This window comes from Sphingopyxis soli (assembly GCF_018682675.1).
GTDB classification, from domain to species: Bacteria; Pseudomonadota; Alphaproteobacteria; order Sphingomonadales; family Sphingomonadaceae; genus Sphingopyxis; species Sphingopyxis soli.
Map to the genome: position 1 here is coordinate 15,227 of NZ_JAFMTR010000035.1, position 19,165 is coordinate 34,391.

General features: G+C 66.3%; 13 protein-coding genes. 8 read left to right on the top strand and 5 right to left on the bottom strand.

Annotation, left to right across the window (positions count from 1 at the left end; all coding sequences use genetic code 11):
• Window positions 1-599: 599 nt before the first annotated feature.
• The 6 genes from J1N50_RS04710 (at window position 600) to J1N50_RS04735 (ending at window position 11,938) form a co-directional block, all read left to right on the top strand.
• Window positions 600-3,194: an Rne/Rng family ribonuclease gene (locus J1N50_RS04710; protein ID WP_215350583.1), complete on the top strand. Its 2,595-nt coding sequence runs from the start codon at window positions 600-602 to the stop codon at window positions 3,192-3,194.
• A gap of 116 nt (window positions 3,195-3,310) precedes the next feature.
• Entirely contained in the window at window positions 3,311-4,714 is a 1,404-nt protein-coding gene (locus tag J1N50_RS04715) for a M48 family metalloprotease (protein WP_215350584.1), read from the top strand.
• Window positions 4,715-4,769: 55 nt separating this feature from the next.
• On the top strand, window positions 4,770-6,377 hold the full coding sequence (locus tag J1N50_RS04720; protein WP_343227842.1) for a DsbA family protein: 1,608 nt from the start codon (window positions 4,770-4,772) through the stop codon (window positions 6,375-6,377).
• A 2-nt stretch (window positions 6,378-6,379) separates the two neighbouring features.
• A complete protein-coding gene (locus tag J1N50_RS04725) occupies window positions 6,380-7,975 on the top strand; it encodes a tetratricopeptide repeat-containing sulfotransferase family protein (protein WP_215350586.1) in 1,596 nt (531 codons plus the stop codon).
• A 149-nt stretch (window positions 7,976-8,124) separates the two neighbouring features.
• On the top strand, window positions 8,125-10,587 hold the full coding sequence (locus J1N50_RS04730; RefSeq protein ID WP_215350587.1) for a TonB-dependent receptor: 2,463 nt from the start codon (window positions 8,125-8,127) through the stop codon (window positions 10,585-10,587).
• Window positions 10,588-10,591: 4 nt separating this feature from the next.
• On the top strand, window positions 10,592-11,938 hold the full coding sequence (locus J1N50_RS04735) for an APC family permease (RefSeq protein WP_215350588.1): 1,347 nt from the start codon (window positions 10,592-10,594) through the stop codon (window positions 11,936-11,938).
• Here J1N50_RS04735 and J1N50_RS04740 read toward each other — a convergent pair.
• The 3 genes from J1N50_RS04740 to J1N50_RS04750 all read right to left on the bottom strand — a co-directional run bounded on the left by J1N50_RS04740 (window position 11,900) and on the right by J1N50_RS04750 (window position 16,002).
• Window positions 11,900-13,504, bottom strand: coding sequence for a phytoene desaturase family protein (locus tag J1N50_RS04740; protein ID WP_215350589.1), 1,605 nt, complete (start codon window positions 13,502-13,504; stop codon window positions 11,900-11,902). The genes J1N50_RS04735 and J1N50_RS04740 overlap by 39 nt on opposite strands.
• Entirely contained in the window at window positions 13,501-14,721 is a 1,221-nt protein-coding gene (locus J1N50_RS04745; RefSeq protein WP_215350590.1) for an FAD-dependent oxidoreductase, read from the bottom strand. The genes J1N50_RS04740 and J1N50_RS04745 overlap by 4 nt, the downstream gene beginning before the upstream one ends.
• 99 nt (window positions 14,722-14,820) lie before the next feature.
• Complete coding sequence (locus J1N50_RS04750; protein WP_215350591.1) at window positions 14,821-16,002, bottom strand: aromatic ring-hydroxylating oxygenase subunit alpha; 1,182 nt, start codon at window positions 16,000-16,002, stop codon at window positions 14,821-14,823.
• Between the two features lie 33 nt (window positions 16,003-16,035).
• On the opposite strand from J1N50_RS04750, the gene J1N50_RS04755 reads away from it, so the two are divergent.
• Window positions 16,036-16,629, top strand: a complete 594-nt coding sequence (locus J1N50_RS04755; protein ID WP_215350592.1) for a TetR/AcrR family transcriptional regulator — start codon at window positions 16,036-16,038, stop codon at window positions 16,627-16,629.
• Here the strand turns inward: J1N50_RS04755 and J1N50_RS04760 are convergent.
• Window positions 16,626-17,177 carry a TetR/AcrR family transcriptional regulator gene (locus J1N50_RS04760; RefSeq protein ID WP_215350593.1) on the bottom strand — a complete coding sequence of 184 codons (552 nt, stop codon included), beginning with the start codon at window positions 17,175-17,177 and terminating at the stop codon, window positions 16,626-16,628. The two genes, J1N50_RS04755 and J1N50_RS04760, sit on opposite strands and share 4 nt — an antisense overlap.
• Window positions 17,178-17,281: 104 nt before the next feature.
• On the opposite strand from J1N50_RS04760, the gene J1N50_RS04765 reads away from it, so the two are divergent.
• A complete protein-coding gene (locus tag J1N50_RS04765) occupies window positions 17,282-18,523 on the top strand; it encodes an FAD-dependent monooxygenase (protein WP_215350594.1) in 1,242 nt (413 codons plus the stop codon).
• A gap of 66 nt (window positions 18,524-18,589) precedes the next feature.
• Here the strand turns inward: J1N50_RS04765 and J1N50_RS04770 are convergent, their stop codons facing one another.
• A complete protein-coding gene (locus J1N50_RS04770) occupies window positions 18,590-19,039 on the bottom strand; it encodes a hypothetical protein (RefSeq protein WP_215350595.1) in 450 nt (149 codons plus the stop codon).
• Window positions 19,040-19,165 lie beyond the last annotated feature (126 nt).

Sequence of the window (19,165 nt, forward strand, 5' to 3'; positions counted from 1 at the left end):
GGGCAATCGAGCAAGGCAAATCCCTTATTAGCCAGCCTGTGTCAAACGGCGGTTAACCACGCCGGACGCGGGCGGCAAAGACGGACGAACGCGGCGAGATGGTTGCAATGTGGCCACACTCTCCCATCTTTATCGGGTGGTGGAGGTTGCCGTCGGCCCATGCCGATGCTAGCACCCTGCCACGACGGAGGACTTTCCGGCTCCGTCCGGCCTTTTGAGGGGAAGAGGCCTGATCTCGCGAATCGCGGATCATGGCCGCCCCGGTGCCGGACCTGCCGAAAACCTCGTTCCGTCGATCCACCCGGTTGATCGGGCGGCTGACGCGACCTTTCCCTGCGGAAAATCGCCCCGGCTTCCCGTCTGCCCCGAAACAGGTTGATGCCGTATGAGGCTTGCCATGCCCTCTTTCGATCGCGACGCGGAGGCTTTTGCTTCCGCAGGTGTCGCGGCGAAAGACCGCATGCGCGTCCACGACCGGACGCGGGCCCCGCGCGGCAATAACGTCTTTTTTTCTTTGAACCCTATCGACCGCCGCCGTCCGCCAAGGATGGTAGCGGCCTTTTTGTTTGGCGCGCCGCTGCGCGCCTGGAGTGATACTAATGACCACGCGCATGTTGATCGACGCGCGGCACCGGGAAGAGACCCGGGTCGCCGTCACCAAGGGAAACCGCATCGAGGAGTTTGATTTCGAGTCCGCCGAGCACAAGCAGCTCAAGGGCAATATCTATCTGGCCAAGGTTACCCGCGTCGAACCGTCCCTGCAGGCGGCGTTCGTCGAATATGGCGGCAATCGCCACGGCTTCCTGGCCTTCAGCGAAATCCACCCCGACTATTACCAGATTCCGAAGGAAGACCGCGAAGCGCTGCTTCGCGAGGAAGCCGAGCATGCCGCCGCCGCGGCGCAGCGCGCCGAGGACGACCTCGACGAGCTGGAAGGCGATGTCGCCGACGTCGAATATCATGACGACGATAATGGCGACGCCCCGCGCGCGCCCGAAACGGTGGGCGAAGACGGCGACGAGGAGCATGACGACGCCGACGACAACGGCGAGGCCGACGGCGAAGACGGCGGCGAAGAGGCCAAGGACGGCCGCGGCGATCGCCGCCGCGGGCGGGGCAAGGGCGGACGCAATGGCCGCAAGGGTGGCCGTGGCCGCCGGGGCGACGACGAAGACGGCGAAAGCCGCATGTCGCTGCGCCGCCGCTACAAGATTCAGGACGTCATCCGCCGTCGCCAGGTGATGCTGGTGCAGGTCGTGAAGGAAGAGCGCGGCAACAAGGGCGCGGCGCTGACCACCTATCTGTCGCTTGCCGGCCGCTATTGCGTGCTGATGCCGAACACGATGCACGGTGGCGGGATCAGCCGCAAGATTTCGAACGGCGCCGACCGCCGCAAGCTGAAGGCGATGATCGACGAACTCAACCTGCCGCCGACGATGGGCTGCATCGTCCGTACCGCGGGGATGAGCCGCACCAAGGTCGAGATCAAGCGCGACTTCGACTATCTTGCGCGCCTGTGGGACGAGATCCGCGAAAAAACCCTGGGATCGAGCGCGCCCGCGCTGATCCATTCGGACAGCGACCTCGTCAAGCGCGCGATCCGCGACATCTATCACAAGGATATCGAGGAGGTGCTCGTCGAGGGCGACGAGGGTTACAAGGCGGCGAAGCAGTTCATGAAATTGCTGATGCCGAGCCACGCGCGGCGCGTGAAGCAATATGCCGACCCGGTCTCGCTCTATCAGCGCTACGGCGTCGAGGACCAACTCGCGGGAATGCTCAATCCCGTCGTCCAGCTCAAGTCGGGCGGCTATCTGGTGATCAATCCGACCGAGGCGCTGGTGTCGATCGACATCAACTCGGGGCGGTCGACGCGCGAGCATAATATCGAGCAGACCGCGCTCAACACCAACCTCGAGGCCGCGCACGAGATCGCGCGCCAGCTCCGCCTGCGCGATATGGCCGGGCTGATCGTCATCGATTTCATCGACATGGATCATGGTTCGAACGTCCGCAAGGTCGAACGGGCGATGAAGGATGCGCTGAAGAACGACCGCGCGCGCATCCAGGTCGGCCGCATCTCGGGCTTCGGGCTGATGGAAATGAGCCGCCAACGCCTGCGCACCGGTGTGCTCGAAGCCTCGACCCGCCCGTGCCCGCATTGCGAAGGCACCGGTCTCGTCCGCACCGCATCGTCGGCCGGCCTCAGCGCCTTGCGGCTGATCGAAGAGGAGGCCGCACGCGGCAAGGGCAGCAAGATCATCCTGCGCGCCAGCCAGGAGGCGACCTTCTACCTCCTCAACGAAAAGCGTCGCGAGCTGCGCGAAATCGAAGAACTCTACGGCGTCAGCGTCGAAATCCTGCCCGATGGCGAAACCGAGGGCGCGCGCATGGCGATCGAGGTCGGCGGGCCGCCGCCGGTCGCCCGCCGCAGCTTCGCGCCGATTGCTCCGATCGAGGATGAAGACGACGATTTCGTCGAAGAGGATGAGGAAGAGGAAGAGGCAGGGGAGACCGACGCCGAGGAGCGCCCTGCGCGCCGTGACCGGCAGGAACGCCCGGAGAGCGAGGATGGCGAGGGCCGCAAGCGCCGCCGCCGCCGCCGCCGTGGACGTCGCGGTCGCCGCGACGAGGAAGGCGGCGAAGCGCCTGAGGGTGAGGCTGCCGACGGTCAGGACGTTGGCGACGATCCCGGCGAAGCGCCCGCCGAAGAGGCTGCGCCGACCGCTGCCGAAGGGGAAGAGGCGAAGCCCAAGCGCCGCCGCGGCGGACGCGGTCGGAAGAAGGCCGAAGAGGCTGAAGCCGAGACCGTGACCGAGGAAGAATCGGTCCCCGCCGAAGCTGCGCCCGAGCCGGTTGTCGAGGAATCGCCCGCCGCCGAGGAGAAGCCGAAGCGCAAGCGCGCACCGCGCAAGACCAAGGCTGCTGCGGCTGCCGAGGCCGAGGTGCCCGAAGCCGTCGAGGTGCCCGCTGCCGAAGCGCCGGCGGTCGAACCCGAAGCCGACGCCGAAGTCGTCAAGCCCGCGCCCAAAAAACGTGCGAGCCGCGCGAAGAAGGCCGTCGCGGTCGAGGCTGCCCCCGAGGAAGCGATGACCAGCGACCGGGAAACGGTGGCCGCGGATGGCGAAGAGAATAGCACCGGTCCCGACGGCGAACCTCGTCGCGGTTGGTGGCAGCGCACCTTCGGCAACTGATCGACGCGGTTGACCGCAGAAACGACACGCTGACCTTGCGTCCGCGCGCGCTGAACCCCAATAAGCCTTTCATGGCTTCACGCGAGGTTCAGGCGCGCGGCGCGAGACAGTCGGCGATGACCGTTTCCCCGTCGTACAAGGCGCACCGGGCGCATGGCCCCCATGCGTTACTGCGAATCCTCATGACCTTGGTGGCGATGGTCGCCGTGGCGGTGCGGCCCGCAATGGCGCAGTCGATCCTGCGCGATGCCGAGACCGAGGCGCTGTTCCAGGACATGATGGATCCGCTGCTCGTCGCGGCGGGGCTCCAGCCGGGGCAGGTGCGTGTTCACCTGCTCGGCGACCGCAGCATCAACGCCTTCGTTGCGGGCAGCCAGGACATCTATGTCTTCAGCGGGCTGATCGAGGCCGCCGACAGCGCCGAAGAAGTGCAGGGCGTGCTCGCGCACGAACTCGGGCACGTCATGGGCGGCCACGCGATCCGGGCGAGCGAGGGCGCGAAAACCGCGACCGGCATTTCGCTTCTCAGCCTGCTGCTCGGCGCGGCGGCGATGGCGGCGGGCGGCGGCGAGGCCGGCATGGGCATCCTGATGGCGGGTCAGCAGGCCGCGCTCGGCAAATATCTCGCTTTCAGCCGTGTCCAGGAATCGACCGCCGACGCCGCTGGCGCGCAATATCTGTCGAAGGCGGGGATCAGCGGTCGCGGCAGCCTGGCCTTCTTCAAGAAGCTTCAGAATCTCGAGTTCCGCTATGGCATCAAGCAGGACGACGATCAGGCCTATGGCCGCACCCACCCGATGTCGGGCGACCGCATCCAGGCGCTGCGCGAAGTCTATGTCGTCGACCCTGCCTGGAGCAAACCCGCCGACCCGGCGATCGAAGCGCGTTTCCAGCGGATCAAGGCGAAACTGTCGGGCTATATCGCCGACCCCGACCGCACTTTGCGCAAATATCCCGAAAGCGACACGAGCATCCCGGCGCGCTACGCCCGCGCCTACGCCTGGCACAAGAGCGCGTACCCCGACAAGGCGCTCGGGGAGGTCGAGGGCTTGCTGAAAAGCAACCCGCACGACCCCTATTTCCTCGAACTCGAAGGGCAGGTCCTGCTCGAATCGGGGCGGCCCAAAGACGCGATTCCGCCGCTCCGCGAGGCAGTGGCCAACTCGCGCTCGCAGCCCCTGATTGCCGCAACGCTCGGTCACGCGCTGATCGCGACCGAAGATCCCGGCAATTTCGCCGAAGCGGAAAAGGTGCTCAAGACCGCGGTGGCGCTCGACAATCAGAATCCCTTCGCCTGGTACCAACTGGGCATCGTCTATGCGAACAAGGGCGACCAGCCGCGCGCGGCACTCGCTTCGGCCGAGCGTTACAGCCTTGAGGGTGGACAGTCGGCGCTGGCGCTGCGTAATGCCGAAACCGCGATGCAGGGGTTGCCCGAAGGGTCGCCCGACTGGATCCGTGCACAGGATATTGCGCTGGTGTCGCGCGCCGAGGTGGAACAGGCGCGCAAAAGACGCTAGATTCGAACAGGATACGATGGGGACGCATCGCATCGGCGATGCTCAAGGGCGACAAGTGACTGACAGCAAAGACGATTATTACCAGCCGTGGCTGCGCGACCCGGCCCCGACGCCGGGCGGCGTGCCCATGCGCGACGCGCTGGACCAGGGCGGACTGGCGAAGCCGAAGGAGGAACCGCCGGTCGGCATCGACCTCGCGCGCTACAAGGCGGGCGACAAGCCGCGTCAGCCGCTGGTCAAGCCCGAAGCAATCAAGGCGAGCGCCGCGAACCTGTGGGACCGCATCCGCGACGGCGCCGAAGCCTTCGCGGACTGGACGATCGACGTCGGAGAACGGGCCGACATTCCGGCGCGCGTCGAGGCGATGGAGATCCCGCGCCGCTCGCGCGACCTTGCTAAAAGAGCCGGCGACCTGACCGTGCGCGCTGCGCGCGCGGTGGGGCGTGGCTCGGCAAAAGCCAGCCGCGCGGCGGCCCGGGCGAGCGGCGCGGCATGGGACAAGATGGCACTCGGCGACAAGGTTTCGCGGTTGTCGAGCGAGGCGGGGCGCGGGCTGGGCGAGGTCGCCGACAAGGCGAAGGCCGGGCTCGGCAACGCCGCGAGGGCCGGCGGCGAAACGATCCGTGACGGGATCGGCGGCGCCGCCACCAGATTACGACCGGCGCCGCGCGAGGAACCGGCGCCGCCGCCGTCGGGGCTCGAGCAATTGCTCGCCCGCGAGGAAGCCGATGCTCGCATGGCCGAGACGCCGGTAGCGGCGCCCGATCTGCCGCTGTTCGCTGGCGAACCGATCGAGGCGGCTGCGCCGCGTCCCGCGAAATCGTCGCGGGCCAAGGCCGCATCGGCAACGCCGCCGCCCTCGCTGTCGGGGCCGGCCGACGACGAGCGCGCGCCCTACCGCCCGGCGGTCGCGACGCGCCCCGCACCGGCGGCGCCCGCGCTTCCCGCGCCGCTCTGGGCGATCGCGCTCGGCGCCGTGTTGCTGCTTGGCGCGACCTTCTGGCTCGGCGGCCGCTTCGGCGGCGGCATGAGCAAGGGCGAGGTCGAAACCATCGTCGCCGACTATATTCGCGCGCACCCCGAGATCGTGCCCGAAGCCTTCGAGGCGCAGCGGAACAAGGAAATGGCAAAGGCCGTCGACGCGGTGCGTCCGGCGCTCGAAAAGCCCTATGCCGGCGCCTGGGCGGGCAATGCCGACGGCGATGTCACACTCGTCGTCTTCACCGACTATGCCTGCGGTTTCTGCCGCGCGAGCGTCCCCGACGTCGACCGGCTGCTCCGCGAGGACAAGCGCCTGAAGGTCGTGTTCCGCGAACTGCCGATCATCTCGCCGCAGAGCCGCGACGCCGCGATCATGGCGCTCGCCGCCGCGCGGCAAGGCAAATATGACGCATTCCATCATGCAATGTTCCAGGCGTCGTCGCTCGACCCCTCGGCGATCGCGGCCGCCGCCTCGCGCGCCGGCGTCGTCACCGACGGCAGCGCCGACGCGACGGCGAACGAGGCCTTGTTCCAGCGCGAGATCGATTCGAACCTCGCGCTCGCAACGCAGTTGCAGCTGAACGCGACCCCGACCTGGATTGTCGGCGACCAGCTGTTCCAGGGCCAGGTCGGCTATGACGCGCTGCGCCGCGCGATCGCCAAGGCGCGGGACAAAGGCTGAGGATGACGGCGAACCACGCGCAACGATCGATCGAGCGGGGGCTTCGCAACCCCGAATTGCTTGCGGCGGCGCTCGCGCTTTCCGAAGGCCGGCTCCACGACGCCGAACCGGTGCTGAAGGCGCATCTGAAGCAGGATCCGTTCGACGTTGCAGCGATCCGTATGCTTGCCGAACTCGCGGCGCGCATCGAACGCTATCGTGACGCCGAGGCGCTGCTGCGCCGCGCACTCGAACTGGCGCCCGAATTTCTGGCGGCGCGCTCGAACCTCGCGACCGTCCTGCACCGGCAGGGGCGATCGGGCGAGGCTGTCGAGGAGCTGGAAAAGTTGCAGATCGTCGACCCCGACAATCTGATGAACGCCAATCTGAAGGCCGCGGCGCTCGGGCGCGTTGGCGAATTCGACGAAGCGCTCGAACTTTACGAGAAGGTGCTGCAGACCTTCGGCAAGCAGCCGAAGATATGGATGTCCTACGGGCATATGCTCAAGACGGTCGGGCGGCAGGCCGACGCTGTCGCGGCCTATCGCAAGGCGATCGAGCTTCGTCCTTCGCTCGGTGAGGTGTGGTGGAGCCTTGCCAACCTCAAGACTTTCCGTTTCGGCGACGCCGATCTGGCGGCGATGGAGGAGACGCTCGAACGTGGCGACATCGCGCCCGAGGATCGCTTCCACCTCCATTTCGCGCTGGGCAAGGCAAATGAGGACCGGCAGCAGGCCGAAGCAGCCTTCGCCCATTACGACCGCGGCAATGCGCTGCGAAAGGCGATGCTCGATTATGACGCCGGTCAGACGCGCGCATCGGTCGATCACGCGAAGGTGCTGTACACGGCGGCGTTTTTTGCCGAGCGTCCGGATCATGGCTGCGCCGCACCCGATCCGGTCTTCATCGTCGGGATGCCGCGCGCCGGATCGACGCTGATCGAGCAGATCCTGTCGAGCCATTCGATGATCGAGGGCACGATGGAACTGCCCGATATCCCGAAACTGTTCGCCAAGGCGCGGAACATGGGCGGGATCGCCCGGCTGACCGCCGCGGAGGCGCGCGAGTTTGGCGAGCAATATCTCCGCGACACGCAGGTACAGCGCAAGAGCGGCAAGCCCTTCTATATCGACAAGCTGCCGAACAACTGGCTGCATGTCGGCTTCATCCGGCTGATCCTCCCCCATGCCAAGATCATCGACGCGCGGCGTCATCCCATGGATTGCTGTTTCTCCAACTTCAAACAGCATTTCGCGCGCGGGCAGGCATTCAGCTACAGCCTGACCGATATGGGGCGCTACTATGCCGATTATGTCGAGCTGATGGACCATTTCGACACGGTGCTGCCCGGTCACGTCCACCGCGTCTTTCATGAACGCGTGATCGGCGACCTCGAAGGCGAGGTGCGCGCGATGCTCGCCTATATGGACCTCCCGTTCGAGCAGGCGTGCCTGGACTTTCATGCCAACGACCGCGCCGTTCGTACCGCGAGCTCCGAGCAGGTGCGGCGCCCGATCAACCGCGACGGCGTCGACCAGTGGCGCGCGATGGAACCGTGGCTCGGCCCGCTTGTCGAGGCGTTGGGGCCGGTTCTGACGCAATATCCGGTTCGCGCCTGAGCTTATTGTTGCAATTTTGTCATAGTGGTCGCGAAACTGCGAGCCGCAGCCGCCATTTTCATGCGCCTCGATTGACGATTGCCCGAAAGCTGGCACACCTTCCGCATTGCGCTGCAACAAACGGCGTCGGCATAAACAGGGGGGTCTGTATGGGGTTTCGTTTTTCACGCCGCGCGGTGCTGCTGGCATCCTTGTCGACGACGATGCTGTCGCCGGGGGCCGCGATGGCGCAAGGCGCTTCGGATGCGGGCGCCGACGACGAGATCATCGTCACCGCGCAGAAGCGCGAGGAAAATCTGCAGAATGTTCCGATCAGCATCCAGGCGCTCGGGACGCGCAAGCTCGACCAGCTGAACGTCGCCAACTTCCAGGATTTCTCGAAGCTCCTCCCGAGCGTTTCCTTCCAGTCGAGCCAGCCGGGCGTCACCACCGTCTATATGCGCGGCGTCGCGAGCGGCGGCGACGGCAACCATTCGGGCTCGCTGCCCAGCGTCGGCGTCTATCTCGACGAACAGCCGGTCACGACGATCGGCGGCACGCTCGACGTCCATATCTATGACATCGCGCGCATCGAATCGCTCGCGGGTCCGCAAGGTACGCTCTACGGCGCCTCGTCGCAGGCGGGCACGATCCGCATCATCACCAACAAGCCGAGCACGGCGGGCTTCGAAGGCCGCGTCGACGGCGAGCTGAACACGATCAAGCATGGCGGCACCGGCGGCCGCCTCGAAGGCATGATCAATGCGCCGCTCAGCGAAATGGCCGCGGTTCGCCTCGTCGGCTGGTACCAGAAGGACGCGGGCTATATCGACAATGTGCCCGGAACCCGCTCGTTCCTGCCGACGCCCGGCGGCATCACTGTCGACAACGACGCCTTCGTCGAGAAGGATTTCAACGATGCCGAAATCTATGGTGGCCGCGCCGCGCTGAAGGTCGACCTCGACGACAATTGGACGATCACGCCGACAGTCCTCTACCAGAAGCAAAAGAGCCACGGAACCTTTGCGCAGGACCCGCTTGTCGGCGATCTGCAGGTCCAGCGCTTCTATCCCGACTCGCGCAGCGACAAGTTCATCCAGGCGGCGCTGACGATCGAGGGCAAGCTCGGCAATTTCGACGTCACTTATGCGGGCGCCTATCTCGACCGCAAGACGTACCAGATCAACGACTATACCGATTATGCCGAGGCCTATGACGCGCTCTATGCCTCTTATGGCGGCCTAGCCGGCTATTTCTATTTCCAGGACAATGCCGGCGACACGATCGACCCGCGCCAATATATCATCGGCACCGACCATTTCCGCAAGCTGAGCCAGGAACTGCGCATCTCGTCGCCGCAGGACTCGCGCTTCCGTGTCGTCGCTGGGCTGTTCTTCCAGCGCCAGAGCAACGAAATCCACCAGGACTATATCGTCCCCGGCCTCGCCGACGCGCTGTCGGTCAACGGTCGTCCGGGCACGCTGTGGCTCACCGAGCAGAAGCGTGTCGACAAGGATTATGCGGCGTTCGGCGAGGCGAGCTTCGACATCACCCCGACGGTCACGCTGACCGGGGGCGGGCGTTATTACAAATATGACAACAGCCTGATCGGCTTCTTCGGCTTCGGCCGCAATCCCAATGGCCCGCCGTTCAATGGCGCAGGCAGCTCGCGGACCGGTGTTGCCGGCTGCTACACCACGACGGGGGCGATCCTGCGCGACAATCCGGGCGGTACCCTGCTCCCCGCCGAGGTCGAAGGCGGACCCTGTACCAACCTTGCCGATTATGTGAACGGCAAGCTGGTCCCCAAGCGGACGAAGGATACGGGCTTCACCCACCGTCTGAACCTGACGTGGAAACCCAGCGAGGATGTCCTGACCTATGCGACATGGTCGCGGGGGTTCCGGCCGGGCGGCATCAATCGTCGCGCAACGATCGCGCCCTATGACGCCGATTTCCTCACCAACTATGAGCTCGGGATCAAGACTACGCTCGCCGACGGGATGGTTCGCCTGAACGCTGCCGTCTATCTGCAGAACTGGAAGCGTTTCCAGTTCTCCTTCTTGGGGCTCAACAGCTTTACCGAGATTCACAATGGTCCGAATGCCCGGATCAAGGGGATCGAGGCGGACATCAATATTCGGCCCACCGACGGGCTGACGATCTCGGCGGCGGCGTCCTACACCGACGCCAAGACGCGCAACAATCTCTGCGCGATCGACGATCCGACGTATCAATGTACCGCCGACCCCGACAATTCGATCGCGGCGCCGAAGGGGACGCGCTTGCCCGTCACGCCGAAGTTCAACGGCAATGCCACCGTGCGCTATGCCTTCCCGGTCGGACCGGGCGAGTTGCACCTGCAGTCGGTGATCGCGCATCGCGGGTCGGCGAGTTCGGATATCCGGGTCGATGTCGCGAACGAGCTTGGCCGCATTCGCGGATCTACGACGGTCGATTTCGCGATCGGGTTCGACTGGAGCCGCTACAGCTTCGAGTTGTTCCTGCAGAATGCGTTCGACGAGCGCGCCGAGCTGTCGCGCTTCTCGAACTGCGGGCAGTGCAACGGTCGTGTGCAGATCCTCGTGAACCAGCCCCAGACGCTCGGGGCGCGGCTGGGCGCCAAGTTCTGATCTGGTGACCGATAGCGCGACCAGCACCGAAAGGCCGAGCCAAAAGCTCGGCCTTTTGATGTGCATCGCCCTCGGCATGGGCAATATGATCGGGTCGGGGGTGTTCCTGCTTCCGCGCGACCTTGCCCCGCTCGGCTGGAATGCCGTGATCGGCTGGGGCGTGACGATCACCGGAACCCTCTGCCTCGCGCTGATCTTTGCGCGCCTGTCGCGCCGCCTGCCGGGCGGCAGCGCGGCGTTTACCTATGCCGACGCCGCCTTCGGCCCCGGGGTCGGTTTCATCGTCGCGTGGAGCTACTGGATCAGCTGCTGGACCGCGAACGCGACGCTGGCGGTGGCGGCGATCAGCAACCTGTCGATTGTCGCGTCACGGCTGGGCGAGAAGGGGCCGCTTGCGGCGCTGCTTGCGATCGGCTTTTTGTGGTTCTTCACCCTCATCAACCTCACCGGTGTGCGCCGCGCTGGGAACACGCAGGTCATCACCCTCCTGCTCAAGCTGGTGCCGGTTATCGGAGCCATCGGCGTCGCGCTGTGGCTACTCGGTACGGGGGAGGCGCGCGTCGAGGGGATGGCGCACACCGCGCCGGTCAGCCTGTCGGCGATCAGCGGCGCCGCGACGCTGACATTGTTCGCGCTGCTCGGCTTCGAAAGCGCGGCAATCGTCGGCGATCGCGTGAAGGATCCCGAACGCACGATCCCGCGCGCGACATTAATCGCGGCGGCGGCGACCGGCCTGCTTTACCTCCTCTCCTGCACCGCGGTGACCTTGCTGCTGCCGGTCGACACGCTCCAGCAATCGAACGCCGCCTATGCGACCTTCTTCGGCGCCCTTGTAAGCCCGACGGCGGGTGACGTCGTCGCGATCTTCGCGGCGATCGCCGCGCTCGGCGCGCTCAACGGCTTCGTATTGCTGCAGGGCGAGATTCCCCGCGAGCTGGCGCACCGCCGCCTTCTCCCGTCGCTGCTCGGCCGCGACAACCGGTTCGGCTCGCCTCTCGCCGCACAGATCCTGTCGAGCGCGCTCGCGAGCGTCGTCGTTTACGCCAATTATTCGCGCGGCCTGGCCGGGCTCTTCACCTTCATGGTGCTGGTAACGACCTCGACAGCGATCATCCTCTACGTCGTCGGCAGCCTCGCTGCCCTGAAGCTCGAACGTCGCGGCGAGCTGCGCGTGTCGCCGGGCTTCGCGGCAGTAACGCTCGTCGGTGCCGCCTACAGCTGCTGGGCCTTTTACGGCGCCGGGCTGGAAGCGAGCCTGTGGAGCCTGGCGATGACCGCGGCGGGGCTTCCCATCTATGTCCTGATGCGTCGTTCAGCGCCAGCGCGGCGCGAAGAAGCCCCGATCGCGTAGGATCACCTGCGCCGCGTTATGCCCCGGCGCGCCGGTCACGCCGCCGCCCGGGTGCGTGCCGGCGCCGCACATATAGAGCCCCTTCACCGGTCCGCGATAGCCGCCGTTGCCGAGCACCGGGCGCGCGGCCCACAGCTGGTCGAGGCTCATATTGCCGTGCATGATGTCGCCGCCGACCAGGCCGAACTTGCGTTCGAGTCCCTTGGGCGACAGGCGCGTGCTGCCGACGATGCTGGCGCGGAAGCCGGGTGCGTGCCTTTCGACCGTGTCGAGGATCGCGTCGGCGGCCGCTTCCTCCTCATCGTCCCAATCTCTCCCATTGGGCAGCTCGGGGGCGAATTGCTGGCAGAAGAGGCTCGCGACATGGCAACCCTCGGGCGCAAGGCTGTCGTCGACGGTCGAGGGGATCAACATCTCGACGATCGGCGCCTTCGACCAGCCATGCTGTTTCGCGTCGAGGAAGGCCCGGTCCATATAATCGAGCGTCGGCGCCAGGATGATCCCCGACTGATGATGCTCGCCCGGTTCGGGAAGGCAGGAGAATCTGGGGAGCTCCGACAGCGCGACATTCATGCGGAACGTGCCGCTGCCCGCCTTGAAGCCTTTGATCCGGCGCTCGAAGTCGGCCGGCAGGTCGCCGGTATCCATCAGCCGCTCATAAAGCAGCTTCGGCCCGACATTGGCGATGACGCGCGCCGCGGCAATCTCCTCGCCGCTCACCAGCTTGACCCCGACCGCCTTGCCCCCATCGACGAGGACTTTGTTAACGGGGCTTTCGAGGCTGATCTCGACGCCCAGGTCGCGGCAGACCTTCGCCATGATCTCGGTGATCTTGCCCATCCCGCCGACGCTGTGCCCCCACGCGCCCTTCTTGCCGTTCACCTCGCCGAAGACGTGGTGCAGGAGCACGTAGGCGCTGCCCGGGGTGTCTGGGCTGGCGTAATTGCCGACGACCGCGTCGAAGCCGAAGGCGGCCTTGACCGCTTCGCTCTCGAACCAGCTGTCGAGCATCGTGCGCGCCGACTTGGTGAACAGGTCGAGCACATCGCGTTGCTGTTCGAGACTGAGCGTGGCGAAGCGCCGCCCTTGCCGGGCGCCATCGAGAAGCGTGCGCATCCCTTCGCCGACATTGGGCGGCACGCGCAGCGCGAGGTCGCGGAGCAGTTCGGCGACATTTTCGAGCGCGTCATAATAGGCCGGGAGCACGTCGGCGTCGCGTCCCGAAAACTTGCGGAACTCGGCCTGCGTGCGCTCCAGCCCACCGCCGAGCTTGAGGTAACCACCATCTTCCTGCGGGAGGAAATTGCTGATCGGGCGTTCGATGACGCGATAGCCATAATCGGCGAGCTTCATGTCGGCGATCACCTTCGGCTGGAGCAGGCTGACCGTGTAGCTCGCGACCGAATTGCGGAAGCCGGGCGCGAATTCCTCCGTGACCGCGGCGCCGCCGACGACATCGCGCGCCTCGACGATGCGCACTTTCAGCCCCGCCTTGGCGAGATAGAAGGCGCAGACGAGGCCGTTGTGGCCGGCGCCGATAATCAGGGCGTCATAGGCTTTGGTCATGAAAACTCTTTCGCAAGCGGGGACTGGACATGCTGGCGGTCGAAGCCGAGGCCGAGAATATGGCCCGGAATGCGGCGGAGCAGCGGGATGGCGTCGAGCAGGCGCACCGCGAAGGGCACGCGGGTGATTTCACCGCGCAGCATCGGTTCGATGACGCGCTGGTGCGCAAAACGCTGGATCGCCTGCATCCGCGTCGTTGGCTTCCAGCGCCGTTCCTGCACCGCTGCGAGCAGCGGATCGGGATCGCGCCCGGCAGCGAGCGGCGCGGCGAGGATGTTCGCGGTCGCGACGGCATCCTGCACCGCGAGGTTGATGCCGACGCCGCCCACGGGCGACATGGCGTGCGCCGCATCGCCGATCGCGAGCAGACCGGGACGCGACCAGCGCGTCAGCCGGTCGAGCGCGACCGACAGCAGTTTGACGTCGTCGAAGCTCCGGATCGCGCCGATCCCGGCGGCGAGTCCAGGCGCGATCTCGACGATCCGCGCGCGAAAGGCCGCGATCCCGCGCGCCTCGATCGAAGCAAAGCCGCCCTTCTCGATGATCTGAGCGCATTGCCAATAATCGCCGCGCGGGATCGCAACGACCATCCCCCCCTTGTCGATCGTGCCGAGCGCGACGTCGGACATGTCCATGCCTGCGGGCACCGGAATACGGAACCAGAGCACGTCCATCGGCGCGCCGAGATCTTCGAGCGGCAGTTCGGCAGCGTCGCGCAGGACCGAGCGGCGTCCGTCGGCGGCGATGACGAGCCGCGCAGGCAAAGTTCCGCCGCTTGCCAGCGTCACGCCGCTGACGCGGCCGGTATCGTCATAGGTCAGCCCGGTCGCCTCGGTCGACATGCGCAGATCGAAGGTCGGGTAGCGCCTGCCCTGCCCCGCGATGAAATCGAGCAGATCCCATTGCGGCATCATCGCGACGAAGGGCGCCGCGACGGGCAGGTGCTTCATCGTCGCGATGGTATAGCGCCCGCCCAGCAGATTGAGCGTCATCGTATCGATCGCCGCGTGCGGCTCCTTCAGCAGCTCGCCGAGCAGTCCGATTTCGTTGAACAGTTCGAGCGTCGAGGGATGTACCGTGTCGCCGCGGAAGTCGCGCAGGAAATCGGCATGTTTTTCGAGGATGGCGACGGGAACGCCGGCGCGGGCAAAGAGCAGCCCCGCGACCATGCCGGCGGGCCCGCCGCCGACGATGATGGCCCGGTGAACCTCAGCCATATCGGTCTCCGTTCGTGTCGAGCGAAGTCGAGACGCCGCGAGGCAGCGCACTCCCGATGGGCATCTCGACTTCGTTCGATGCGAACGGGAAAATTATCGTCATGCCCGGCTCCACCCCGGCGGCGGCGCCTGCTCCAGCCGCGCCTCGGGAATGATCTCGCGCATCCGCGCGCAGAAATGTTTGAGGCAGACTTCCTTGTCGCTGAGCGGCCCCATCGAAAAGCTTTTCGATTGCATCCCCTGCTGCACGCGCGTGATCAGCTCGGTGTCCTCGGCATTGACCTGGCGGTTGATGCGCCAGTTGAGGTAGCGCGCCGCCTTCATCTCGCGGCGCTCGTCGGGTAGCACATAGCTGATCTCGCGGATCAGGCAGGTGGTCGGGCCGGTCGGCAGCCACTGCATGAAATCGACCTGATCGGGATAGATGTCGAAGGCGACGTTGGGCCAGAGCTTGAAATAGAGCCAGTGGCGTTGCCGGTCTTCGGGCAGATGCGGGACGGGCGGCAGCAGCCGCTGGTACATACGCTCCGACCAGTTGACCGACGGGCGGTCGATCAGATCACCCCACATGCGGTCGACGCGATCCTCGGCCTCGACGCCATAGCTCTTGCCGAACAGGCGCGTGAGGCCGGGATGCGCGACGGGGATGTGGAGGCCATCCGAATAATTGTCGCCGACATTTTTCCAGTTCACCGCACGCGGGCGCAGGGTGACCCGGCCCAGCGCGCCCAGCTCCTCGAAACGGTACGGGTCGATCATCGCCTCATAGGGCGCCATCATGTGCGCAACCGACGGGCCGCCGTCATCGTCGAGCCGGACGAACCAGAAGCCGCGCCATTGCTCGAGCCCGACGGGTACGAGTCCGGCCTTGCCCTTGTCAAGGGTCGGATAGCTCGCGCTGTCGGGTACGCCAGAGAGCCGCCCGTCGAGTTCGTAGGTCCAGGCATGATAGGGACAGACGAGCTTCTTCGCGCAGCCCGCCGCGCCATCGACGAGGCGGGAGCCGCGGTGGCGGCAGACGTTGGTGAAGGCGCGCACGATGTGGTCGGTGCCGCGTACGAGAATCACGCTCTCGCCGCAATAGTCGATGCTATGCCAGTCGCCGGTGTTCGGGATGTCGCTGTCGTGGCAGGCGACCTGCCAGCTCGGGCGGAAGATGCGGTCCATTTCGGCGGCGTAGAAGTCGGGGTCGCTGTAGGTCCAGGCGGGGAGCGACCAGCCGTCCAGCGAATCGGTGGGGAGCGGGTCGATGGTGTCGAAGGTGTCGCGCAGCGTTGCCATGGTTCGTTCCTTGTTGTACGATTGTATAACAACATGACCGCCGCTCGCCAAGCCTTTACGCGCGAAAGCGCCGATGCCCGCCGGGCGGACCTGATCGAGGCGACCGCGGCGGTGCTGGCCGAACATGGCCTCGCGGGGACGAGCGTCCGCGCGATCTGCGCGCAGGCGGGGGTGTCGCCCGGGCTGCTGCGCCATTATTTCGAGGGAATCGACGACCTGGTCGCCGCGACCTATCAGGCGACGAGCGACCGGATGGACGCGATCTTCGCGGGCGCGGTGGAAGCGGCCGGCGCCGATCCGCGCGCGCGGTTGTCGGCTTACCTCACCGCGAGCTTCCGCGCGCCGGTGACCGATCCCGAACTGCTCGGCGCATGGACCGCCTTCTGGGCGCTGGCGCGGAGTGACGCACGGATGGCGGCGATCCACGCGACGAGCTACGCCGGCTATCGCGCGCGCCTCGGCGAATTGCTCGTCGCGTGCGGCGCGCGCGATCCCGACCGGCTGGCGATCATGCTGACCGCGATGGTCGACGGTCTGTGGCTCGAACTCTCGCTCGACGCCGCGAGCTTCGGCGCCGACGCCGCGGCGCAGATGGTCGAACGCGCGCTGGCCGCGCTGCTGCCCTAGCCGCCGGTTGCGTAACGCTGGACCGTCGCGCCGACCTCGGCGAGGATCGTTTCGCGGTCGAGCGCGACGACGGGAGGCAGCGCGAGGACGTAGCGCGTGAGCGCGAGGCCGAGGATCTGGCTGGCGACGAGCCCGGCGCGTTGCGACGCGGTTGCGGACGGACCGAGCGACAGCAGCACGGGCAGCACCTGGGCTGCGAACAATTGCTGGATTCGCGTCGCCGCGAATTCGTTCGACGCCGCCGAACGGAGAAGGACCGGCAGGCCGCCGTTCGCGCTGTCGCCCTCCCACAGCGCCAGGAAATGCGCGACGAGCGTCCGCCCGACATGCGCGGGATCGATGCTGGCGACATCGGGCAGGCCCAGGTCGAAATCGGCGACCTCGGCAAACAGGCGGTCCTTGCTGCCGAAATAGCGGATCACCATCGCGGGATCGATCGCCGCCGCCGCGGCAATGTCGCGAATCCCCGTCCGCTCATAGCCATGCTCGGCGAACAGCCGCCGCGCGGCCGCTTCGATCGCCGCGCGCGTGCGTTCCGATTTCTTCATTTTCAACGGCTTGTCGACCATGGCGCAACATTTATCAACGATTGTTGACAAAAACAAGCTCATGTGAGAAAAGTCAACAAATGTTGACAAAAGGAGTCGAGACGATGAAGATGAAGACCGACGTGCTGATCGTCGGCGCCGGCCCCACCGGGCTCGCGCTCGCCACCGCGCTGCAGCAGGCGGGGATCGACCATCTGCTGATCGACCGGCTGGAGGCGGGCCTCAATCTGTCGCGCGCCGGGGTGATCCATGCGCACACGCTGGAAATGCTCGAACCGCTGGGCGTCGTGCCACAGATGCTGGCCGAGGGCCTGAAGATGACGCGCTTTGCGGTGCGCGACCGGCGCCACCGGCTGATGTCGATCGATTTCGACCGGCTGCCGTCGCGCTATCCCTTCGTGCTGATGCTGCCGCAGGACGTCACCGAACGCATCCTGACCGAGCGGCTCGCCGCGCTCGGCGGCCGGGTGCATCGCGGCGTCGAGGCGCTGGACCTTGCGCAGGATGCGGACGGCGTGACGGTGCGCGTGATGACCGGGAGTGGCGAACGGACGATCCGCGCTCGCTACGTCGTCGGCGGCGACGGGATGCACAGCAAGGTGCGCGAGGCGTCGACCATCGCCTTCGAGGGCGGACGCTACGAAGAGAGCTTCGTGCTCGCCGATGTGAGCTTCGCGGTGCCCCCGCGCGAGCAGGAGGTGTCGCTGTTCTTCTCACCCGCGGGGATGGTCGTCGTCGCACCGCTGCCCGGCGGACGCCATCGTATCGTCGCGACGCACCGCCACGAAGGCGAGCGCCCCGATCGCGCCGCGATCCAGCATTTGCTCGACACGCGCGGCCCCGAGCGCGGCGGGCCGGCGGTCGTCCCGGTGGTCGCCGAAGTCCACTGGAGTTCGGCGTTCCGCGTCCACCACCGCGTCGCCGACACCTATCGGGACGGCCGCCTGCTCGTCATGGGCGACGCCGCGCACGTCCACAGCCCCGCGGGCGGGCAGGGGATGAACACCGGGATCGTCGATGCGATGCTGCTGGCACCGTTGCTGGCGCGCGTCGTGCGCGGCGCGCCCGAAAGCCTGCTCGATGCGTATGGCGCGCGGCGCCGTCCGGCCGCCGAGGCGGTGCTGGGGCTGGCGGGACGGCTGACGAAACTGGCGCTGGTTCGCGGGCGGGTCCGGCGCGGGGTGCGCAACCTGTTGCTGCGGGCACTCGACCGGGTGCCGCCGTTCAAGGCGAAGCTGGCGCTGCAACTGTCGGGGATCGCGCGGCGCGAGCTGGCGGTGGCCCCGGGCGGAGACGCGGGTTCGGCGGGGGAGGGTGATGCGACGGGGTGGCGGCTTGCGGCCTGAAGGTGGCCGAGTGCGTCACCGGGGCCCTACAGCGTTGATGACCGCTATGGGGTGGGGGAGCGGACGTTAACCGCGTAATTTCTGGCGCTGCCAATTTTCTCGACGGGCAGTTTGAGAGATCGACCTGAAGTGACTCGCGCCTGCCCAAAGATAGTAAAGCAAGATGGGCACGAAGATGAATGCGACTACCCAGCCATCGTCTGGTAAAAGATTGTAGCCGCCGCGACCAAAGAAAACGGCTGAAGCGCCGAAGCAACCTAGATAACAACACCGAAGCATTGCCCCGCGGGGCCTATATGACAGCCGCTCGACCTCGTCGCGGTCCTTATCAAGAAGCATCGCCCCAATTTGCGCCGCCGTCTGAGATGTCGATGCCTCGACAAGCGTGGCAAATGCAACGACGAGCAGTGCCCACGCCACCGGAATTTCGCCGCGCAATAGAAATATCCCAATGCTCGCCGCGATGGCTAGTGCGCCAACAGTCCATAGAAATTTGGGCGAGCGGAAGTTAAACATGGTGTGTCTGTGGCTCGTAATTTAGACGTCCGCAACCGGTCGATTCCGGTCATTCGATCCGAATCCACACGAATGGCCGCAAACGACCGGTAGCGGACATAAGCTCCTCCCTGTCGTGCAGCGATG